Origin of the sequence: Campylobacter sp. JMF_01 NE2, from assembly GCF_027737365.1 — a bacterium.
Lineage (GTDB): Bacteria > Campylobacterota > Campylobacteria > Campylobacterales > Campylobacteraceae > Campylobacter_B.
In genome coordinates this window covers 427,050-443,914 of the sequence record NZ_JAOVTR010000002.1, presented here as the reverse complement: position 1 = coordinate 443,914, position 16,865 = coordinate 427,050, and the positions used below count along the sequence as shown (strand labels likewise).

The window sequence follows — 16,865 nt, the reverse complement described above, 5'->3', positions numbered from 1 at the left end:
TTTGGGAAAATTAATGCAAATTTCATGCAAAATTTACGCTAAATTTTAAACTAAATTTGCCAAATTTAACTCCAAAATTCACGCTAAATTTCCCCAAATTCACCCGAATTTTACCCAGCAAATTCCTCGTTTAAAAACTCCCCGGTATATGAGTGCGTTTTTTTGTAGTTTTTCGCCAGCTGTTTTGGTGTGCCTTGCGCTACGATTTTTCCGCCACCATCGCCACCCTCTGGCCCCATATCTATGAGATAGTCGCAGTTTTTGATGATGTCCATATTATGCTCGATGACAAAGACCGAATTGCCCAAATCCACGAGGTGATGAAGCACCTGCACCAGCCTATCGACATCGGCGAAGTGCAGACCTGTGGTCGGCTCATCGAGGATATAAAGTGTATTGCCGGTATCCGTGCGACTAAGCTCTTTCGCGAGTTTGACGCGCTGAGCCTCGCCCCCGCTTAGCGTGGTTGCAGGCTGACCTAGCGCGATATAGCCAAGGCCGACATCTTGGAGGGTTTTGAGTTTTTGATAAATTTTTGGCACAGCTTTGAAAAATTCCAAAGCCTCGTCGATACTCATCGCCAAAACTTCGGCGATATTTTTGTTTTTGTAGTAAATTTCAAGCGTCTGGGCGTTGTAGCGCGAACCACCGCATGCGTCGCAAACTACGCTGATATCGGGCAAAAAGTGCATTTCGATTTTGATTTCGCCCTCTCCTGCGCATTTTTCGCAACGCCCACCCTTGACATTGAAGCTAAATCGCCCGATTTTATACCCCCTCATCATCGCCTCTTTTGTCTGCGCAAAGAGCGCGCGGATCTCGTCCATGACGCCAGTGTAAGTGGCTGGATTGGAGCGTGGGGTGCGACCGATTGGGCTTTGGTCTAGGTATATGACCTTGTCTAAATTTTGCAGGCCTGAAATTTTGGCATTTTTTAGAATTTTAACATTTCTGGCGCGGTTAAGTTCCTCCAATGCCGCCGGCAGGATTGTTTGAAGCACGAGCGAGCTTTTGCCACTGCCACTAACTCCGGTAATTCCGACTAAATTTCGCAAAGGAAATTTTGCGCTTAGGCCGTGGATATTGTTGATTTCGACATTTTTTATGCTTAACCACTCTTTTTGCGGGCGGTTTTTTTGGTAATCAATCGTTTTGTGATTGTTCATATATAGCGCAGTTTGCGTGTCGCTTTTAAGCAAATTTTCCACGCTTCCGCTAAATACGACCTCGCCGCCGTATTTACCAGCCCCAGGTCCGATATCTACGACGAAATCCGCTTGTTGTATGGTTTTTTTGTCGTGTTCGACGACGATTACGGAATTTCCCTTTTGTTGTAAATTTCTAAGTGTATTGATTAACTTTTGTGTATCGCGCTCGTGAAGCCCGATACTAGGCTCATCTAGGACATACATTACTCCACTTAGTCCGCTTCCAATCTGGCTAGCTATTCGGATTCGTTGCGCTTCGCCACCGCTGATTGTGCGTGCATCGCGCCCAAGGGTCAGGTATCCAAGACCAACATCGTTTAAGAAAAATAGCCTTTCGTTGATTTCTTTTAAAATCGGTGCTGCGATTTGCGCCTCTTGCGGGCTAAAATGAGCGAAATTTTTCTCATCGCCAAAGAATTTGACATTTTCTTCTATGCTTGTCTTCACCACTTCGCCAAGCCCCTTGCTAGCGACTTTTACAGCTAAGCTTTGAGGTTTTAGACGCAGTCCGCCACAAGCAGAGCAGGTTTTTTCGCTCATATATTCGTCTAAATCGTTTTCGTTTTTTAGCAAATCATAGGCGTATTTTATCGCGCCCTCGAATTTACGCATTAGTTTGTGTGATTTCCAATAAAACGGCACCTCTTTCGCGCTTCCGTATAAAATGAGCTGTTTTTGTGCCTCGTCAAGCTCGGCGTATGGGACATCTGTGGGGATATCGTTTGCCGCGCAAAATCCGAGCAAAAATTTATAATAATAGCTTTTGTTAAACCCCGACATTACCTTAATCGCGCCATTTTCGATAGAATTTGCCTCGTTTATGATTTTAGCTAAATCTAGGCTAAATTTAATCCCAAGCCCGTCGCACTCCTCGCACGCACCTTTGGGGCTGTTGAAGCTAAAAGTCAGCGGTTCAAGCGGTGTAAATGAAATTTTGCAATCAAAGCACGCCATGTGTTCGCTGTAATGGATATGATCGTGCGCAAGCCCGAATTCATCGGCATTTGCGATATCTATTTCGACCTCGCCAAAGCTAAGTTTTAAGGAATTTTCGATGTCGCTTGCGATTCTAGTGGCGTTTTCTTCGCTGATACTGACGCGGTCGATGACGACTTTGATTGTGTGTTTTTTGGTTTTGGCTAGTTCTATTTCCTCATCAAGGCGCACCAAAACGCCGTCAATCTGGGCTCTGACATAGCCTTTGTTTCGCATATCTTCGATCAAATCAGCAAAAGTGCCCTTTTTTTCGCGCACAAGCGGGGCAGAAATTGAAATTTTCGCGCCATTTGGGAGTTTCATAACCTCGGCAATGATATCAGATGAGCTCATTTTTGAGATTGGTTTGCCGCATTGGTGGCAGTGTTGCACGCCCGTTCTAGCGTAAAGCAAGCGCAAATAATCGTAAATTTCAGTTATCGTGCCAACAGTCGAGCGCGGGTTTTTGGAGGTGGTTTTTTGATCTATCGCGATTGCTGGGGTTAGGCCGTCGATTTTGTCGATATCTGGCTTGCCCACGCGGTCTAAAAACTGCCTAGCATACGCCGAAAGGCTCTCTACATAGCGTCTTTGCCCCTCGGCATAGAGTGTATCAAAGGCCAGCGTGGATTTGCCAGAGCCCGAAAGGCCGGTAAAAACGACTAATTTATTTTTTGGAATTTTCAAATTTATATTTTTTAGGTTGTGTTCTCTTGCGCCGATAATTGTGATTTTATCGTTCATTTTAGCCTCTTTTTTGTGAAAATTAACCTTTAATTATATCTTAAAATTCTTTGAAAGAGTTTGCAAAAACGCTTAAATTTCAGCCATGTTTGATATAATTTTGAAAAATCAAAATTTAATGGATAAAAATGAAAAGAGTTTTAATCATAGCAAGTGGCGATTTCGCGCGCCATTTTTTAAATAGAATTTACAAATCCAAAGATGTTATCCACGAATACTTCATCATCGCAAAAGACAGCTCCTGCGTGCCTGAGGGGATTTTGGGTATGCAAAATTTCAGCGTGGAGATTTTCGATCCTACAAGCATAGAAAGGCTAAAATTAGTAGTAAATCAGGGCGAATTCGATAGGTGTATAATGATAATGGACATTGAATTTGACGCTAGGGTGAGCCTGAATAATCTCAAAGAAATTGCGCCAAATTTGGAAATTTATCTCGCTGATTTTTGGGATTTGGTGCAAGAGTATAAAGAAGAAAAGCATATTAAAATTTTAAATGTTTTATCGCTAAATTCATCTCGTTTTATGGGTTGCTTGCCAGATAGTCCGGTTTTTGCGCAGTATGTGGGGCTTGGTAGAGGCGAGATAATGGAGGTAAAAATCCCTGTGGGAAGCTCATTTGCGTATCGCAAGGTAGGCACTCTAAGCTCGAAGCGATACAAAATCCCGATGATTTATCGCCACAACACATACATAATCACCACGAAAAGCACGGTGATTTATCCAAACGATACGATTTTGGTCGTGGGCGAGCCAAGTGCCTTGCGCGCGGTATTTGCGCAGGTCAAACAGCAAAACGGCCAGTTTCCATCGCCATTTGGGATAAATATTTATGCGCTAATTGATATGAAGGAAATGAGCGAGAGCTCGATTTATAAGACGCTAAGAGCGGTGGAGTATCTAGATAGTAGGCTTCAAAATCACAAAATTTGCATTAGGGTAGTAAATCCTAAAATTTCGCCTAGTTTCGAGGAGATTAAGGCCAAAAGTGATGACGAAAAATTTGAAATTTTAATTGATTATAAAGAGAAAAATATATCGAATTTAAACGGCGATGTGAGCGAAAATAAGGCTGGTTTGGTCGTGTGCGTGAGAGAGATTTTCGAAAAAAATAAAGCCTATTTGCAAAGTCTTGGTGTGCCGATTTTAAGCCTAGGGCAGAGCGAGTTAGAGGCGATAAAACGCAGTGTGGTGGTAAATGGCGGAGCGAATATGGACGAGGAATCAAGCGTGGTTTTTGATATCAGCTCGCAGCTTGGTATGAATATTCACCTGTATATTTTTAACGAAAACGGCGGCAAAGGTGGCGAGTTTGTGCAAAATTATCTAAATTTGTCAAAGCTTTTCTCAAAAGAGCTCATAATTCACGATGATATGAGTAAAAACCCATTAATCGAGCTTAGCGGAGAGAGTGATTTCTTGCAGTTTGTGCCATTTAGCGATAAAATTTTAGCCCCGAAATCGACAGCAATTTTCAAAAAAGACCTTGACAAAATGTATTTCAAACTAAGCCACAATCACCAAATTTTTCTTCCATGCGATATGGGGTAAAAAAATGCAAAATTTATGCTACAATAAGGCAAATAAAGGGGTTAGAATATGAAAATTGATATTGATTTGAAAGAGAAAAGTTACAGCGTTTTTATCGACGAATTAGCCAAAATTTCACTTCCTGGCAAGGTCGCAATCATCACAAACCCCAATGTTAGCGGGCTTTGGCTCTCGTATTTGTTGGAGAGATTGGAGTGTGGGCAGAAATTTATCATCACAATTCCTGATGGCGAAGAGTATAAAAATCTATCCAGCGTCGAGCAAATTTTAGAGCAACTTTTTAGCTCCAAACTAGATCGCAAAAGCACGCTAATAGCACTTGGCGGTGGCGTGATTAGCGATATTACGGGATTTTGCGCGAGTATTTATGAAAGAGGGATAAATTTTATAAATATCCCAACCACGCTTTTAGCCCAAGTAGATGCTAGCGTGGGCGGGAAAACAGGCGTGAATAACCGCTTCGGCAAAAATTTAATCGGCTCATTTTATCAACCACGCGCCGTGTATTGTGAGAGTAAATTTCTCTCAACCCTGCCAGCGCGCGAATTTGGCGCAGGTGTGGCGGAAGCTGTGAAAATGGCGGTTACATTTGATAAAGAGCTATTTGAGTATTTTTGCGAGCATGATTTGAAGAGTGATAGCGAAGTAGCCCATATCATCGCAAAATGCGTGGAAATAAAAGCCAGTGTCGTGGCGAGAGATGAGCGCGAAAATGGCGTGAGAGCGGTGCTAAACTACGGACACACATTCGCGCATGTGATTGAGAATTTGACGAATTATTCTGTGTATTTGCACGGCGAGGCTGTGGCGATTGGCATGGTTATGGCAAATGATTTGGCTGTAAGACTTGGCAAACTAAGCGCAAACGAGGCGGAAAAAATTCGCGCGTTGCTCGCTAAATTCGGACTTCCGCTAAGTTATAAAATCCAAAGCGTAGATAAATTTTACGAAATGTTTTATCTGGATAAAAAAAGTGCCTCAGGCAAGATAAAATTTATCATGCCAAAGGGAATTGGTGATTTTTTCGTATCTGATGATATCGATGAAAATCTCGTAAAATCGACATTAAGAGCGTTTCAATGAATAAAATTTTAACTCTTTTTTTATTTTTTATTTTTGCTTTTGGTGAGGGAAATTTAAGCGAAAATTTAGCAGAGCAAAATTTAAGCTTATCAGAGCAAAACAGCTCAGCCACTAGATTAAATAAAGAATATGTCAATTCGAGCGAAAGTGCCGATGTAGCGATGATTGCTCCGCTTAGTGAGCAGATTAGGGCGATTGATGAGGAGATTAAAAACAATCTTTGGGTTAGCAGATTTGCGAATTTCATCGGTTACCAAGAGCTTTTAAAACAGCAAAAAATCCTGCAAGATGAGCAAAAATCCCTAAGCGACGCGGACGAGATCAATGAAATAGGCAAAAAACTTCGCGCCGTAAATGAGCAACTCTCGCTTTTAAAAGAGTATGAAAAAAGCCCATTTTTAGACATTGTCGCTATGCCAGAGACCCCAGAACCAGAGCGTGTGAGCAATCCCTTTTCGATAATTACGGGCTTTTCGACGATTCGAAATTTACAAGAGCAAAAATTGGAGCAAAAACGAAAAATCGAAAATTTAAAGGTTTTGATAGAAAAACTCGAAACCAAAGCCGAATTATACGCCAAAGTGGAGAAAATTTCCCCAGATGATAAACTCATCAAAGATTACGAAAATTTAAAATATGAAATCGGTGAATTTAGCTCTGCTTACGAGCTTGCAGGCACTACTTATGATGTGTATGAGAAAAAAATCAACTCCCAAATCACCGCGCTAACTGCCGATATCACGGCGCAAATCAAGCGCGCTGGAAATATCCTTATATGGATTGGTATAGTTTTGGCGTTGGCGTTTTTAGCCAAATTTATCGCCAAACGATATGTCATAAATGACGAAAATTTCTACCTTGTAAATAAAATCATAAATGTCATAAATTTCACCATTATCGTGCTGATTTTGCTATTTTCGTATATTGATAATATGACGCATTTTGTTACCGTGCTGGGCTTTGCTTCGGCTGGTTTGGCGATTGCGATGAAGGATATGTTTATGAGCTCGCTTGGCTGGCTTGTAATCGTATTTGGCGGCACATTTAGGGTAGGGGATCGCGTCAAAGTCTGCAAAAATGGCGTCGTGTATGTGGGCGATATCATCGATATTTCCGTGCTTAGAATGACAATTTTCGAAGATGTTACGATGACTACATGGCGAGAAAACAAGCGCGCCGGCAGGGTTGTATTTATACCGAATAACTACATTTTTACAGATTTGCTGGCTAATTATACGCACTCTGGGTTAAAGACCGTTTGGGACGGCATTGATATCTTACTCACATTTGATAGCAATCATAAAAAAGCTATGTATATCATCAAAAACATAGTCAGGAAGTATTCGAAAGGCTACACCGATATCGCTAAAAAGCAAATGTCAAAACTCCGCTCTCAATACAGCATAAAAAACCCAAATGTCGAGCCTAGAATTTTTAGCTTTTTCGAGCCTTATGGTATACAAATTTCGGTTTGGTATATGACAAATTCATACGCTACTTTGGGACTTAGAAGCAATATTTCAAGTGAAATTTTAGAAAGCTTGCAAAAAGAAGATGATATCAAAATCGCTTACCCAGCTTACACGCTTTACAACGGCAAAACTTATGGCGCAAACAAAGCGCCAAATTTCGAGCCAAATGAGCCACCTATGGGAGAAGTATAGGTGAGGGTGTATTTTAAGACCTTTGGGTGTCGCACGAACATTTACGATACTGAATTAATCAAAAAAATGGTGCAAAACGCGCAGATTGCGGGCAATGAGAGCGAAGCAGATATCATTGTGGTAAATTCATGCACCGTTACAAACGGCGCAGATAGCGATGCTAGAAACTATATCTCGCGTATGAATAGGGCTGGAAAAAGGGTGATTTTAACAGGCTGTGGAGCGAAATCTCAGGGGCAAAATTTGCTAGCAAAAAATCAAATTTTTGGCGTTTTTGGTATGAGCCAAAAGGCCAAAATCGATGAGTATTTGCGCGCAGATACGAAATTTTACGATATCGGAGATTTGGAGTATAAAGAAAGTAGTGTGCTCGGCGATTTTGAGAATCACACGAAAGCCTTTATCAAAATCCAAGAGGGTTGCGATTTTTCGTGTGCTTACTGCATAATCCCCTCTGTAAGGGGGCGCGCGCGCTCTATTGATGAGAATTTGATTATAAATGAGGCGCGAAATTTAGCCCAAAATGGTTTTAGCGAAATCGTCCTAACTGGCACGAATATCGGTAGCTATGGCAAAGATAGCGCCACATCTCTTGGGGCTTTGTTGCAAAGGCTTGGCAGCCTTTCAGGCATAAAGCGCATTAGGCTGGGTTCAATCGAGCCAAGTCAGATTGATGAGAGTTTTCGCGAAATTTTGGGCGAAAGCTTTTTGGAGCGACATTTGCATATCGCTTTGCAGCACACTTCGCAGACTATGCTTAGCATTATGCGTCGCAGAAACACGGCATTTAGGGATTTGGAGCTGTTTTTGGAGCTGGGCGAGAGAGGCTTTGCGCTAGGCACTGATTTCATCGTCGCTCACCCAGGAGAGAGCGAGGAAGTCTGGGGCGAGGCGGTTGAGAATTTCAAAAAATTCCCGCTTACGCACCTGCACGCCTTTATTTTCTCTCCACGCTGGGGCACAGCTTCTGCTTCGATGAGCGGGAGGATTAATGGCGAAGTGGCGAAAGCTAGGCTTAAAATGCTTAAAAATATCGTAGCGTTAAATAATTTCGAGTTTCGCAAAGCTCACAAATCGCCACTTTCGGTGCTAGTAGAGCGCAAAAATGGCGAATTTTTTGAAGGATACGATGAGTTTTATAATAAAATTTTGATAAAAAGCGAAAAAGATTTATCTAAAAAATGGGTAAGGATAGAAGATTATGAAGTCAAATTTGAGTCAAATGTGGCAGAAATTTAAGGCAAACAAGCTAAATTTAATCCTTGTGTTTTTGGGATTGCTTATCGTTTTGCTTAGTATTGTGTATTTCAAAGATGACGCGCAATACATCAGCGAACGCGAATTTAGCGAGCTTATGCAAAGGGATTTGATCAAGCGAGCCCATATCGAGGACGGCGCGCTAAATTTCATTTACGAGGGCAAAAGATACCGCATTTTAGCCGATATCGTCGATCTCAAAGAGTTAGCAAATCACGCAGTTATCAGCAAATCGCACGGCAATAGTGGCGAAATGACAATCAGCGCGATTTTGGTGATTTTCACTTTTGCATTTTTTCTTTTTGTCTATTATTTTGAAACCGTGCTTTCACGCCGTAAAAAAGGGCAAAATTTAGCTTCGCAAGCTCAAAATACTGCGCCGCAAAATTTCGCACCAAACTCATTTGAACCAGTTAAAAGCGATGTGAAATTTAGCGATATCGCAGGCATTAGCGAGGTTAAAGATGAGCTAATACAAATCGTAGATTTTCTAAAAAATCCGCTCAAATACCAAAAATTTGGCATAAAACTCCCAAAAGGCGTTTTGATGATTGGGGCTCCTGGTGTGGGAAAAACGCTAATTGCAAAGGCCGTAGCTGGCGAGGCTGGCGTGCCGTTTTTTTACCAAAGCGGGGCGAGTTTTGCTGAGATGTTTGTCGGAGTGGGCGCAAAGCGCGTCAGGGAGCTCTTTGCCAAGGCAAAATCCTGCGCACCTGCGATTATTTTCATCGACGAAATCGACGCTGTGGGCGGTAAAAGGGGCGTTGGGCGAAATGACGAGAGAGAGGCTACGCTCAATCAGCTTCTAACAGAAATGGACGGATTTGAAGAAAATAGCGGTGTAATGGTCATTGCCGCTACGAATAAAATTGATTTGATCGACGAGGCTCTGCTTCGCTCTGGCAGGTTTGATAGGCGCATTTTTATCTCACTACCAAATTACAAAGACAGGATTGAAATTTTAAAAATTTACCTTGCGGATAAAAAATTTGATTTAAATATAACCAAAGTAAGTCGCCTTTGCGTGGGATTTAGTGGGGCAGGCGTGGCGACATTTGTCAATGAAGCTGCTATGAAGGCATTAGAGAGGGGAAGCGATAAAATCGAGCTAATAGACTTCGAAAATGTGCGCACAAAGGTATTTTATGGTGTGCAAAAAAGCCAAATTTTAACAGAAAACGAAAAAGAAATCCAAGCCTTTTATCAGGCTGCAAAGGCTCTGATTGCGTATTGGTATTCGATGAATTTCGATAAAATCGAGCTTTTAAACGATAAATTTTTAAACGATGATTTTGAAATCCGCTCCAAAACCCAAATGCTAAATCAAATCAAGGTCCTATTAAGCGGCACCGCAGCCCTTGCGATACACAAAAATGACGCCTTTACAAACGGCTCAAACGATGTCAAAGAGGCCACCGAGCTGGCGCAAAAAATGGTTTATGAATACGCTATGGGGGATAGTTTCGTGCCAAATCCAGCCAGCGTCAATGAGATATTAAATTCGTGTTTTGAGGATGTGGGCGAGACGCTTCGCACTATGCAAGAGGCGCTAAATTTGATAGCGAAGCAAATTTTTGTTTATGAGTATATCACTCACTCTGGCGTGCGCTCGATCTTGCAGCCAGAGCTTGATGAGGACGAGGAAAATTTGGGCGAAGAGCAGGGCGAAGAGCAGAGCGAAATTCAGAGTGAAACACCTGCGCCTAGAAGTGATAGATTAAATTTCGATGATTAGGAAAAATATGCAAAAAAAGGTAAAAATAGGAATTTTAACCATTAGCGACCGCGCTTCAAGCGGGGTTTATGAAGACCTTGGTGGCCCAGAGATAAAGCGCATAATGAGCGAGTGGATAGAGGGCGAGGTGGAATTTGACTACCGCATAATCGCCGATGAGCGTGCGCTAATCGAGGGTGGTTTGCGAGAAATGTGTGGTAACGGGTGCGACGCTGTATTTACCACAGGTGGCACAGGTCCAGCCCTACGCGATGTTACGCCAGAAGCTACCGAGGCAGTGTGCGAAAAAATGCTACCTGGTTTTGGCGAGTTAATGCGCGCTGTGAGTCTAAAATATGTCCCAACCGCCATTTTATCGAGGCAAACGGCCGGTATTTACAAAAACTCTCTTATTGTAAATTTGCCGGGCAATCCAAAGGCGATTTTGCAGTGTTTAGAGCCGATTTTCCCGGCGATTCCATACTGCATAGATTTAATTGGTGGCGCTTATATCGAGGTAAGCGATAAAATCACGGCCTTTCGCCCAAAAAAGAAGTAAAAATGCAAATTGAGAAAAACGATATTTTAAATTTCGCCAAATATTTCACCAAAATCGCCCACACAAGGGGGCGTTTGCGAATTCGTGTAAGCCCCAAGATTAGGGAGATTAGTGGGGTTAGCGAGGCGGAATTGAAGGCGAAAATCGCTAGTATTAGCGGGATAAAAGAGTATAAATTTAACCCGCTAATTGGCTCTTTGACGATTTTTTACGACAGCGAAATTTTTAAGCCCCAGCTGTGGGAGGAGTTTTTATCTGGGCAGATTTCGACTGAGTTAATTTCGCTTGTAAATTCTACGGCTAATGATATTTGCTCTTAAAATTTTCATAATTAAATGAAAATCGTTTTTATAAATTCAGCTAATTTTATACAAAAATATTCTATTATTTCACACTAAAAATTTGATAAATTTATCGTTTAAAATGCCTTGAAATTTTGATTTTAAGGCATTTTTGCGTAAAATCAAATTTTATTTTTTATAATTATGATAGCAAAAATCATAAGTATGTAAATTTCAAAATTTTAAAAGGAGAAATTATGCCGATTAGATTTTTTTTAGGTTTAGTTTTTGGCGGGGCTGGTGTCTATGCGCTCACAAATCGCAAAAAAATCGCACAAGGTCTTAGCGAGCTTGCCAAAAGCGAGGGCGCAAAAAAGCTAAAAGATAAGGTAAAAAGTGCGAGCGAGGGCGTCAAAACCACGCTAAATAAGGCAGGCGATGAGATTAGCGAGAAATTTAAAAACGCAAAAGGCGAGCCAGAAAAAACTGCTGGTGAGTCAAAAAAATCCGCGAGTAAAAAAAGCACCGAAAAACCAGCGAAAAAACCGCGCGCGAAAAAATCAACCACCCCTAAACCACGCGCCAAACGCGCAGATACCGCGACTGAGACGCAAATTTAAGGCTAGGGTATGAATACAAAACTAACTTTGTCGCGCTCGCCAATCGATAATGCCCTAAGCGGCGCGCTAGCTGGGGCGATTGCTGGGGCTGCGAGCGAGATTGCAAATGTCAAAAAAGGCAAAAACAAAAAGCAGGCCATGCGCGACGGGCTAAATTCGGCGCTTCGTGGAGGCATCATCGCAGGTGGGGCGATTTATAGCGCAAACAAACTAGTCCAGGGCGAGTATTTGGGGGCGCTTGTGGGTGCAGTTTTGGCGACATGCGCGCTAGAAATGAGCGAAAATTTAATCACAAAGGAAGCAAAATGAGCAAAAAAAAGATTTCTAAAAAAGAGTTAAAACAAATTTTAAAATATTGCGAAAGTAGCGCAAACGGCGAGCTTGGCGAGCTATCAAAATGGATAAATAATGCACTTGGTGGCAAAAAATCCAAAAACCTTTCAAATTTTGTCGGGCTAAATCAATTAGGCAAAAGCAAATTTTTTAAGAAAAATTCATTTCTAAATGGCGCAATTTTGGGCGCTGCGGTTGTGTATTTTTTCACTAACGAAAATGCGCAAACAAACCTTTTTAAATTTATCGCAAAGGGCTCAGAGCTCTTTGAAATGGGGATTGAGGAGATGAAGGAGCGTTTTTTGGACGCAAAAGCGCAAATGAGCGAAAATGAAATTTGAGATAAAACACGAGTGTGCGGGGCGAATCAGGCTTAAAATTTGCGCTTTTAAAAATTTAAATGAGGGCGAATTTTTAAAAGAAATTTCAAAATTTGGCGGTGTTAAAGAGTGCAGATTTAACGCTAAAATCGGCGCTTTAATTATAAATTATGACAAAAATTTTGCTAGTTTAGCTTTCAAAAATACTGCCCGCGAAGGCAAGGGCGAGAGTGATGGCTCCCGCAATAGCGCAAACTCCCGCAAGAGCGCAAATACTAGCACTCGCGACGAGTTGATAAAGCACCTAGCAAATTTAGACTTAGCCAAATTTAAGCGCGCCAAAAAGCGCGAACGCTCACATGCCCCTAGCAAAAACGCTTTGATTGTCTCAGCAGCTGCGCTTGGAGCGAATTTTTTCTTTCGAAATTCGGCGTTTGTGCGACTTTTTAGCTTGATTGCTTGTTTGCCGCTGCTTAAAGAGGGGGCAAAAGAGAGCCTAGCGCACGGACTTACTTCTAAAACGCTTGAAGCTTTGGCTGTGGGGATTTCCTTTGGCAGGGCTGATACTTTCGCGGCAAATAGCACAAATACAATGCTAGCCCTTGGCGAGTATATGGAAGAAAGCACCGTTTATAAAAGCGATGATTTGATAAAAGAGCTAGCCAAACCTGATATTAGCGAGGCGTGGGTTGAGGTAGAGCAAAACGGCGAAAAAATCGAGATGAAAATCCCAGCCAGCAAGCTTAAAACAGGCGATATCGTCGTGGTAAGATCTGGCGATATCATCGGTGTAGATGGCCATATTTTAAGCGGAGAAGCACTCATCAATCAATCCTCCATGACAGGCGAAGCCTTGCCAGCGCGCAAAAGTAGGGGTGATAGTGTGCTATCTGGCACGATTGTCGCAGAGGGTAAAATTCGAATTTGGGCTGAGAGCGTGGGTGATGAAACATCTGCGCACAGTATCAAAAAATACATCGCAAACGCACTCAAAGAGCGTTCGCAAATCGGCGCGCGTGCGATGAGACTGGGCGATAAGCTAGTGCCTATTACCTTTGGGCTAGCTGGGGTTTCGTATCTGATAAATCGAAATTTCACTAGCGTTGCCTCTGTTTTGCAGGCTGATTATTCCTGTGCGCTCAAACTCCCAACGCCAGTTGCCTTTAAATCGAGTATTTCAAAGGCTGGCAAGGCTGGAATTCTCATAAAAGGGGCGAAAGCCTTAGAGAGCCTTGGAGCTAGCGATACTTTTGTCTTCGATAAAACAGGCACGCTTACACACGGGAATTTAGAGGTCGTAAAAATCATATCCTTTGATAAAAATTTCAGCAATAAAGACATTTTAAATTTAACAGCGAGCGCGGAGGAGCATTATTTCCACCCAGTCGCCCAGGCTATCGTAGAAGCAGCCAAAAAGCGTGGATTTATCCATGTCAGCCACGATGAGGTCGAATTTGTCGTAGCGCACGGGGTGAAGACAAACATAGAGGGCAAAATTTTAATCATTGGCTCGAAGCATTTTTTACAAGATGATGAGATGATAGATTTTTCGCCGTTTAAAAAACGGATTGAAAATTTAGAAAATCGCGGTCTTTCGCTACTTTTCATCGCATTTGACGGCAAACTTTTGGGCGTGATTGGACTGCGCGATAGACTTCGTGATAATGCTAAATTTGTGATTTCCCAGCTTCGCAAAATAGGGGTCAAACAAATCATAATGCTAAGTGGCGATGTGAAGCAAAAAGCCGATGAAGTGGCGCGCGAGTTGGGGCTTGACGCGGCGTATGGGGAGCTTTTGCCGACGCAAAAAACCGAGATTATCAAAGATTTGCAATCGCGCGGGCATAAGGTTACATTTATCGGAGACGGCATAAACGACGCTCCTAGCCTAATGGCGGCAGATGTGGGGATAGGTATGCCAAGTTCCGCGCACATCGCAAAGGCAAGCGCGCAAATTTTGCTTTTGAAAAACGATATCGAGGGCGTGGCGAAAATCAAAGCCGCAGCAGATGATACACTAAGGCTGATTAGGCGGAATTTTAACGCTACCGTTGGGATAAATTCAGCGATTTTGCTTTTGGCTACGCTTGGGATTTTAAGCCCGATATCCACGGCGATTTTGCATAACGGCACGACGATTGCTCTGCTTTTAAATTCGATAAAAGGGGCTAAATTTGAAAAGTAAGGATAAAATTTTGGATTTGCAATTTCAGCGAAAACTAGCCAAAAACAGCCTTGCAGTGAGTATGGGAATCTGCGCGTTTAGCGGGTTTAAAAAGGGCAAGGCGTGGCGTAAAATCCACAAAATAAGCGGAATTAGCATGCTTGGCTTTGCGATTTGGCACGCAAGTCTGTATGGCACGAGATACAGCGAGTATTTAAGCGGACGCAAAAATTTCAAAAACTCTAAAAAAGGCAAAAACTTTGGTAAAATAGCGCAAAATTTACCAAAGGAAAGTAATGAAATTTAAAATAGACACAAAAGACGGCGCAGCGCGCGCCTGCACCCTAGAAATGGCGCACGGCGTGGTGCAAACGCCGATTTTTATGCCTGTTGGCACGGTGGGTGCTATCAAAGGCCTAGACGCGCATGATGCGAGCGAAATACTAGGCGCAAAGATAATCCTAGCAAACACATATCACATGTATCTGCGCCCAGGAGCTAGCGTGGTGGAGGAGTTTGGCGGACTTCATGGATTTAGCAAATTTGGGGGAAATTTTCTAACAGATAGCGGTGGGTTTCAGGCGTTTTCACTACGGGCAAACACCAAAAACGACGAAAACGGCATAAAATTTAAAAGCCATATTGACGGAAGCACACATTATTTCACACCCCGCTCTGTCATAGAGACGCAATACGCGCTAAATTCGGATATTATGATGATTTTAGATGATTTGGTTGATTTGCCACGCAATCCAAATGAACTCGATAGCGACGCAAAATTTCGCCTAAAAAAGCGCATTGATTTGAGCGTGAAACGCACGATAAAATGGGCAAAGGAAGCGGTAGAATTTCACAGCGAAAATAAATCGCGTGGATCTCACACTCACCAAAATATCTTTGGCATTATCCAAGGCGGCACGGATTATGAAGCGCGAAAAGAGTGCGCGCTCGCACTTTGTGAAATGGGCTTTGACGGGCTTGCAATCGGCGGATTGAGCGTAGGCGAGACAAACGAGCTAATGTATGATACGGTCGAGGGGGTCATGCCTTTCATTGATGAGGCTCGCCCAAGGTATCTAATGGGCGTGGGCACGCCAGAGGATTTGGTCGAAAATGTCGCGCGTGGCGTGGATATGTTTGATTGCGTAATGCCTACGCGAAATGCGCGTAATGGCACAATATTTACAAGCAGGGGCAAATTTAGCATTAAAAACGCCTGTTTCGTCCATGACCATGGACCGCTTGATGATGAGTGCGATTGCTACACTTGCAAAAACTTTTCGCGCGGGTATTTAAACCACCTATTTCGTGCGCACGAGCTGACATTTTACCGCCTAGCAAGTATTCATAATCTGCATTATTATCTAAATTTAGTAAAACAAATGCGTGAAGCGATAATGCGGGGCGAATTTGCTAAATTTAGGCTAAATTTTTACGCCAAAAGAGCCAAATAAAACGCCTAAACAAGGCGTTTTATCAGCAAAAATGAAAGTATATAAAGTGGCGCGATAACCGCACAGATTGCGACATGTTGCCACCAAATCAAATCAGGGTCAATAAAGCCAAAAAATCTGTTTAGCACATTTGCGCTAAATACAGCCACGAAATCCACAATCAGGGCTAAAATAAAGAGTTTGACCCCTGTTTTTTTGCTGAGATAAAAAAATGCCTTGGCTTTGTAAAAATATCCGCAAAAGCTTAGCACACCTAGCGCGCATAGCACGCCAAGGCCGTATTTTTGCAGCCCAAAGAAATTATTCATTTCTGCTAGTGCGACAATCAAAGTTAGGATAAAAAATAGATTAAATGAGTTGATTTGGCGTTTGGCGTATAGATCGTGCGTGGCGACTGCAAGGCCGTTAAATGCGAAATTTAGTGGGATTAGATAGGCTAGAAGCCAGATAAAAACTATGGCTAACTCTACGCAAATCCCAAGCGAAGCTGAATTTGCAAAGCCCAAATTTGCGCTATTAGCGAGCAAAAACGAGATTATTTCGCCTTTGAAAAACATTAATCCCCCAGCGAAAATCAGTGGCAAAATGCACGAGAGAATTCCGTGTTTGCGTATGAAATTTGAATAAATTTTGCTCTCTAAATTTTCGTTTTGTTTAGGCTCGATTTCGACGAATTCGAAATTTACCTCTTTTTTGAGAAACGAAGTCTCGTCCTGTGGCTCTGGGCTTACGCCGTCTTTTATGTATTTGATAAAAACTGCTTTGTCTTTTTCGGCGATGAAGCTTACAAAATCGCCGATTTTTAAATTTTCGTCGTGGAAATCAAAGGTAGAGTAGCTGTATCTTTTGCCGTCATCACCCAAGATTACAGATTTGTTTAGAATTTGTCCTGCAAGTTTCATAAAAACCCCGTGAAAGTGAAATTTCACGGAATTTTAT

Annotated in this window: 15 protein-coding genes; 13 read left to right on the top strand and 2 right to left on the bottom strand. The window is 42.4% G+C overall.

Going from position 1 to position 16,865, the window contains the following annotated elements; genetic code table 11:
- Positions 1-110 precede the first annotated feature (110 nt).
- Positions 111-2,927 carry an excinuclease ABC subunit UvrA gene (uvrA, locus tag OFO01_RS05445; protein WP_270859179.1) on the bottom strand — a complete coding sequence of 939 codons (2,817 nt, stop codon included), beginning with the start codon at positions 2,925-2,927 and terminating at the stop codon, positions 111-113.
- A gap of 128 nt (positions 2,928-3,055) precedes the next feature.
- Between uvrA and OFO01_RS05440 the strand changes: the two genes are divergently transcribed.
- The 13 genes from OFO01_RS05440 (at position 3,056) to tgt (ending at position 15,926) form a co-directional block, all read left to right on the top strand.
- Positions 3,056-4,477, top strand: a complete 1,422-nt coding sequence (locus OFO01_RS05440) for a TrkA C-terminal domain-containing protein (protein ID WP_270859178.1) — start codon at positions 3,056-3,058, stop codon at positions 4,475-4,477.
- Between the two features lie 48 nt (positions 4,478-4,525).
- Entirely contained in the window at positions 4,526-5,560 is a 1,035-nt protein-coding gene (aroB, locus tag OFO01_RS05435; RefSeq protein WP_270859177.1) for a 3-dehydroquinate synthase, read from the top strand.
- Complete coding sequence (locus tag OFO01_RS05430) at positions 5,557-7,224, top strand: mechanosensitive ion channel family protein (protein WP_270859176.1); 1,668 nt, start codon at positions 5,557-5,559, stop codon at positions 7,222-7,224. The genes aroB and OFO01_RS05430 overlap by 4 nt, the downstream gene beginning before the upstream one ends.
- Complete coding sequence (gene mtaB, locus OFO01_RS05425) at positions 7,225-8,463, top strand: tRNA (N(6)-L-threonylcarbamoyladenosine(37)-C(2))-methylthiotransferase MtaB (RefSeq protein WP_270859175.1); 1,239 nt, start codon at positions 7,225-7,227, stop codon at positions 8,461-8,463. It begins immediately after the preceding gene.
- Positions 8,426-10,216: an AAA family ATPase gene (locus tag OFO01_RS05420; protein WP_270859174.1), complete on the top strand. Its 1,791-nt coding sequence runs from the start codon at positions 8,426-8,428 to the stop codon at positions 10,214-10,216. The genes mtaB and OFO01_RS05420 overlap by 38 nt, the downstream gene beginning before the upstream one ends.
- 7 nt (positions 10,217-10,223) lie before the next feature.
- The gene (mog, locus tag OFO01_RS05415; RefSeq protein ID WP_270859173.1) at positions 10,224-10,754 is read left to right on the top strand and encodes a molybdopterin adenylyltransferase; all 531 of its coding nucleotides are present in this window, start codon (positions 10,224-10,226) and stop codon (positions 10,752-10,754) included.
- Between the two features lie 2 nt (positions 10,755-10,756).
- Positions 10,757-11,074 carry an HMA2 domain-containing protein gene (locus OFO01_RS05410; RefSeq protein WP_270859172.1) on the top strand — a complete coding sequence of 106 codons (318 nt, stop codon included), beginning with the start codon at positions 10,757-10,759 and terminating at the stop codon, positions 11,072-11,074.
- Positions 11,075-11,292: 218 nt separating this feature from the next.
- Positions 11,293-11,655 (top strand): hypothetical protein, encoded by a 363-nt coding sequence (locus tag OFO01_RS05405; protein WP_270859171.1) that lies wholly within the window; start codon positions 11,293-11,295, stop codon positions 11,653-11,655.
- A 9-nt stretch (positions 11,656-11,664) separates the two neighbouring features.
- Entirely contained in the window at positions 11,665-11,964 is a 300-nt protein-coding gene (locus OFO01_RS05400; RefSeq protein ID WP_270859170.1) for a Cys/Met metabolism pyridoxal-phosphate-dependent enzyme, read from the top strand.
- Complete coding sequence (locus OFO01_RS05395; RefSeq protein WP_270859169.1) at positions 11,961-12,329, top strand: YtxH domain-containing protein; 369 nt, start codon at positions 11,961-11,963, stop codon at positions 12,327-12,329. The genes OFO01_RS05400 and OFO01_RS05395 overlap by 4 nt, the downstream gene beginning before the upstream one ends.
- The gene (locus OFO01_RS05390) at positions 12,319-14,493 is read left to right on the top strand and encodes a heavy metal translocating P-type ATPase (protein ID WP_270859168.1); all 2,175 of its coding nucleotides are present in this window, start codon (positions 12,319-12,321) and stop codon (positions 14,491-14,493) included. The genes OFO01_RS05395 and OFO01_RS05390 overlap by 11 nt, the downstream gene beginning before the upstream one ends.
- Positions 14,483-14,779 carry a hypothetical protein gene (locus OFO01_RS05385; protein WP_270859167.1) on the top strand — a complete coding sequence of 99 codons (297 nt, stop codon included), beginning with the start codon at positions 14,483-14,485 and terminating at the stop codon, positions 14,777-14,779. Before OFO01_RS05390 ends, OFO01_RS05385 begins: the two co-directional genes overlap by 11 nt.
- Complete coding sequence (gene tgt, locus OFO01_RS05380; RefSeq protein WP_270859166.1) at positions 14,769-15,926, top strand: tRNA guanosine(34) transglycosylase Tgt; 1,158 nt, start codon at positions 14,769-14,771, stop codon at positions 15,924-15,926. The genes OFO01_RS05385 and tgt overlap by 11 nt, the downstream gene beginning before the upstream one ends.
- 5 nt (positions 15,927-15,931) lie before the next feature.
- Here tgt and OFO01_RS05375 read toward each other — a convergent pair whose 3' ends face one another.
- On the bottom strand, positions 15,932-16,828 hold the full coding sequence (locus OFO01_RS05375; RefSeq protein ID WP_270859165.1) for a hypothetical protein: 897 nt from the start codon (positions 16,826-16,828) through the stop codon (positions 15,932-15,934).
- Positions 16,829-16,865 lie beyond the last annotated feature (37 nt).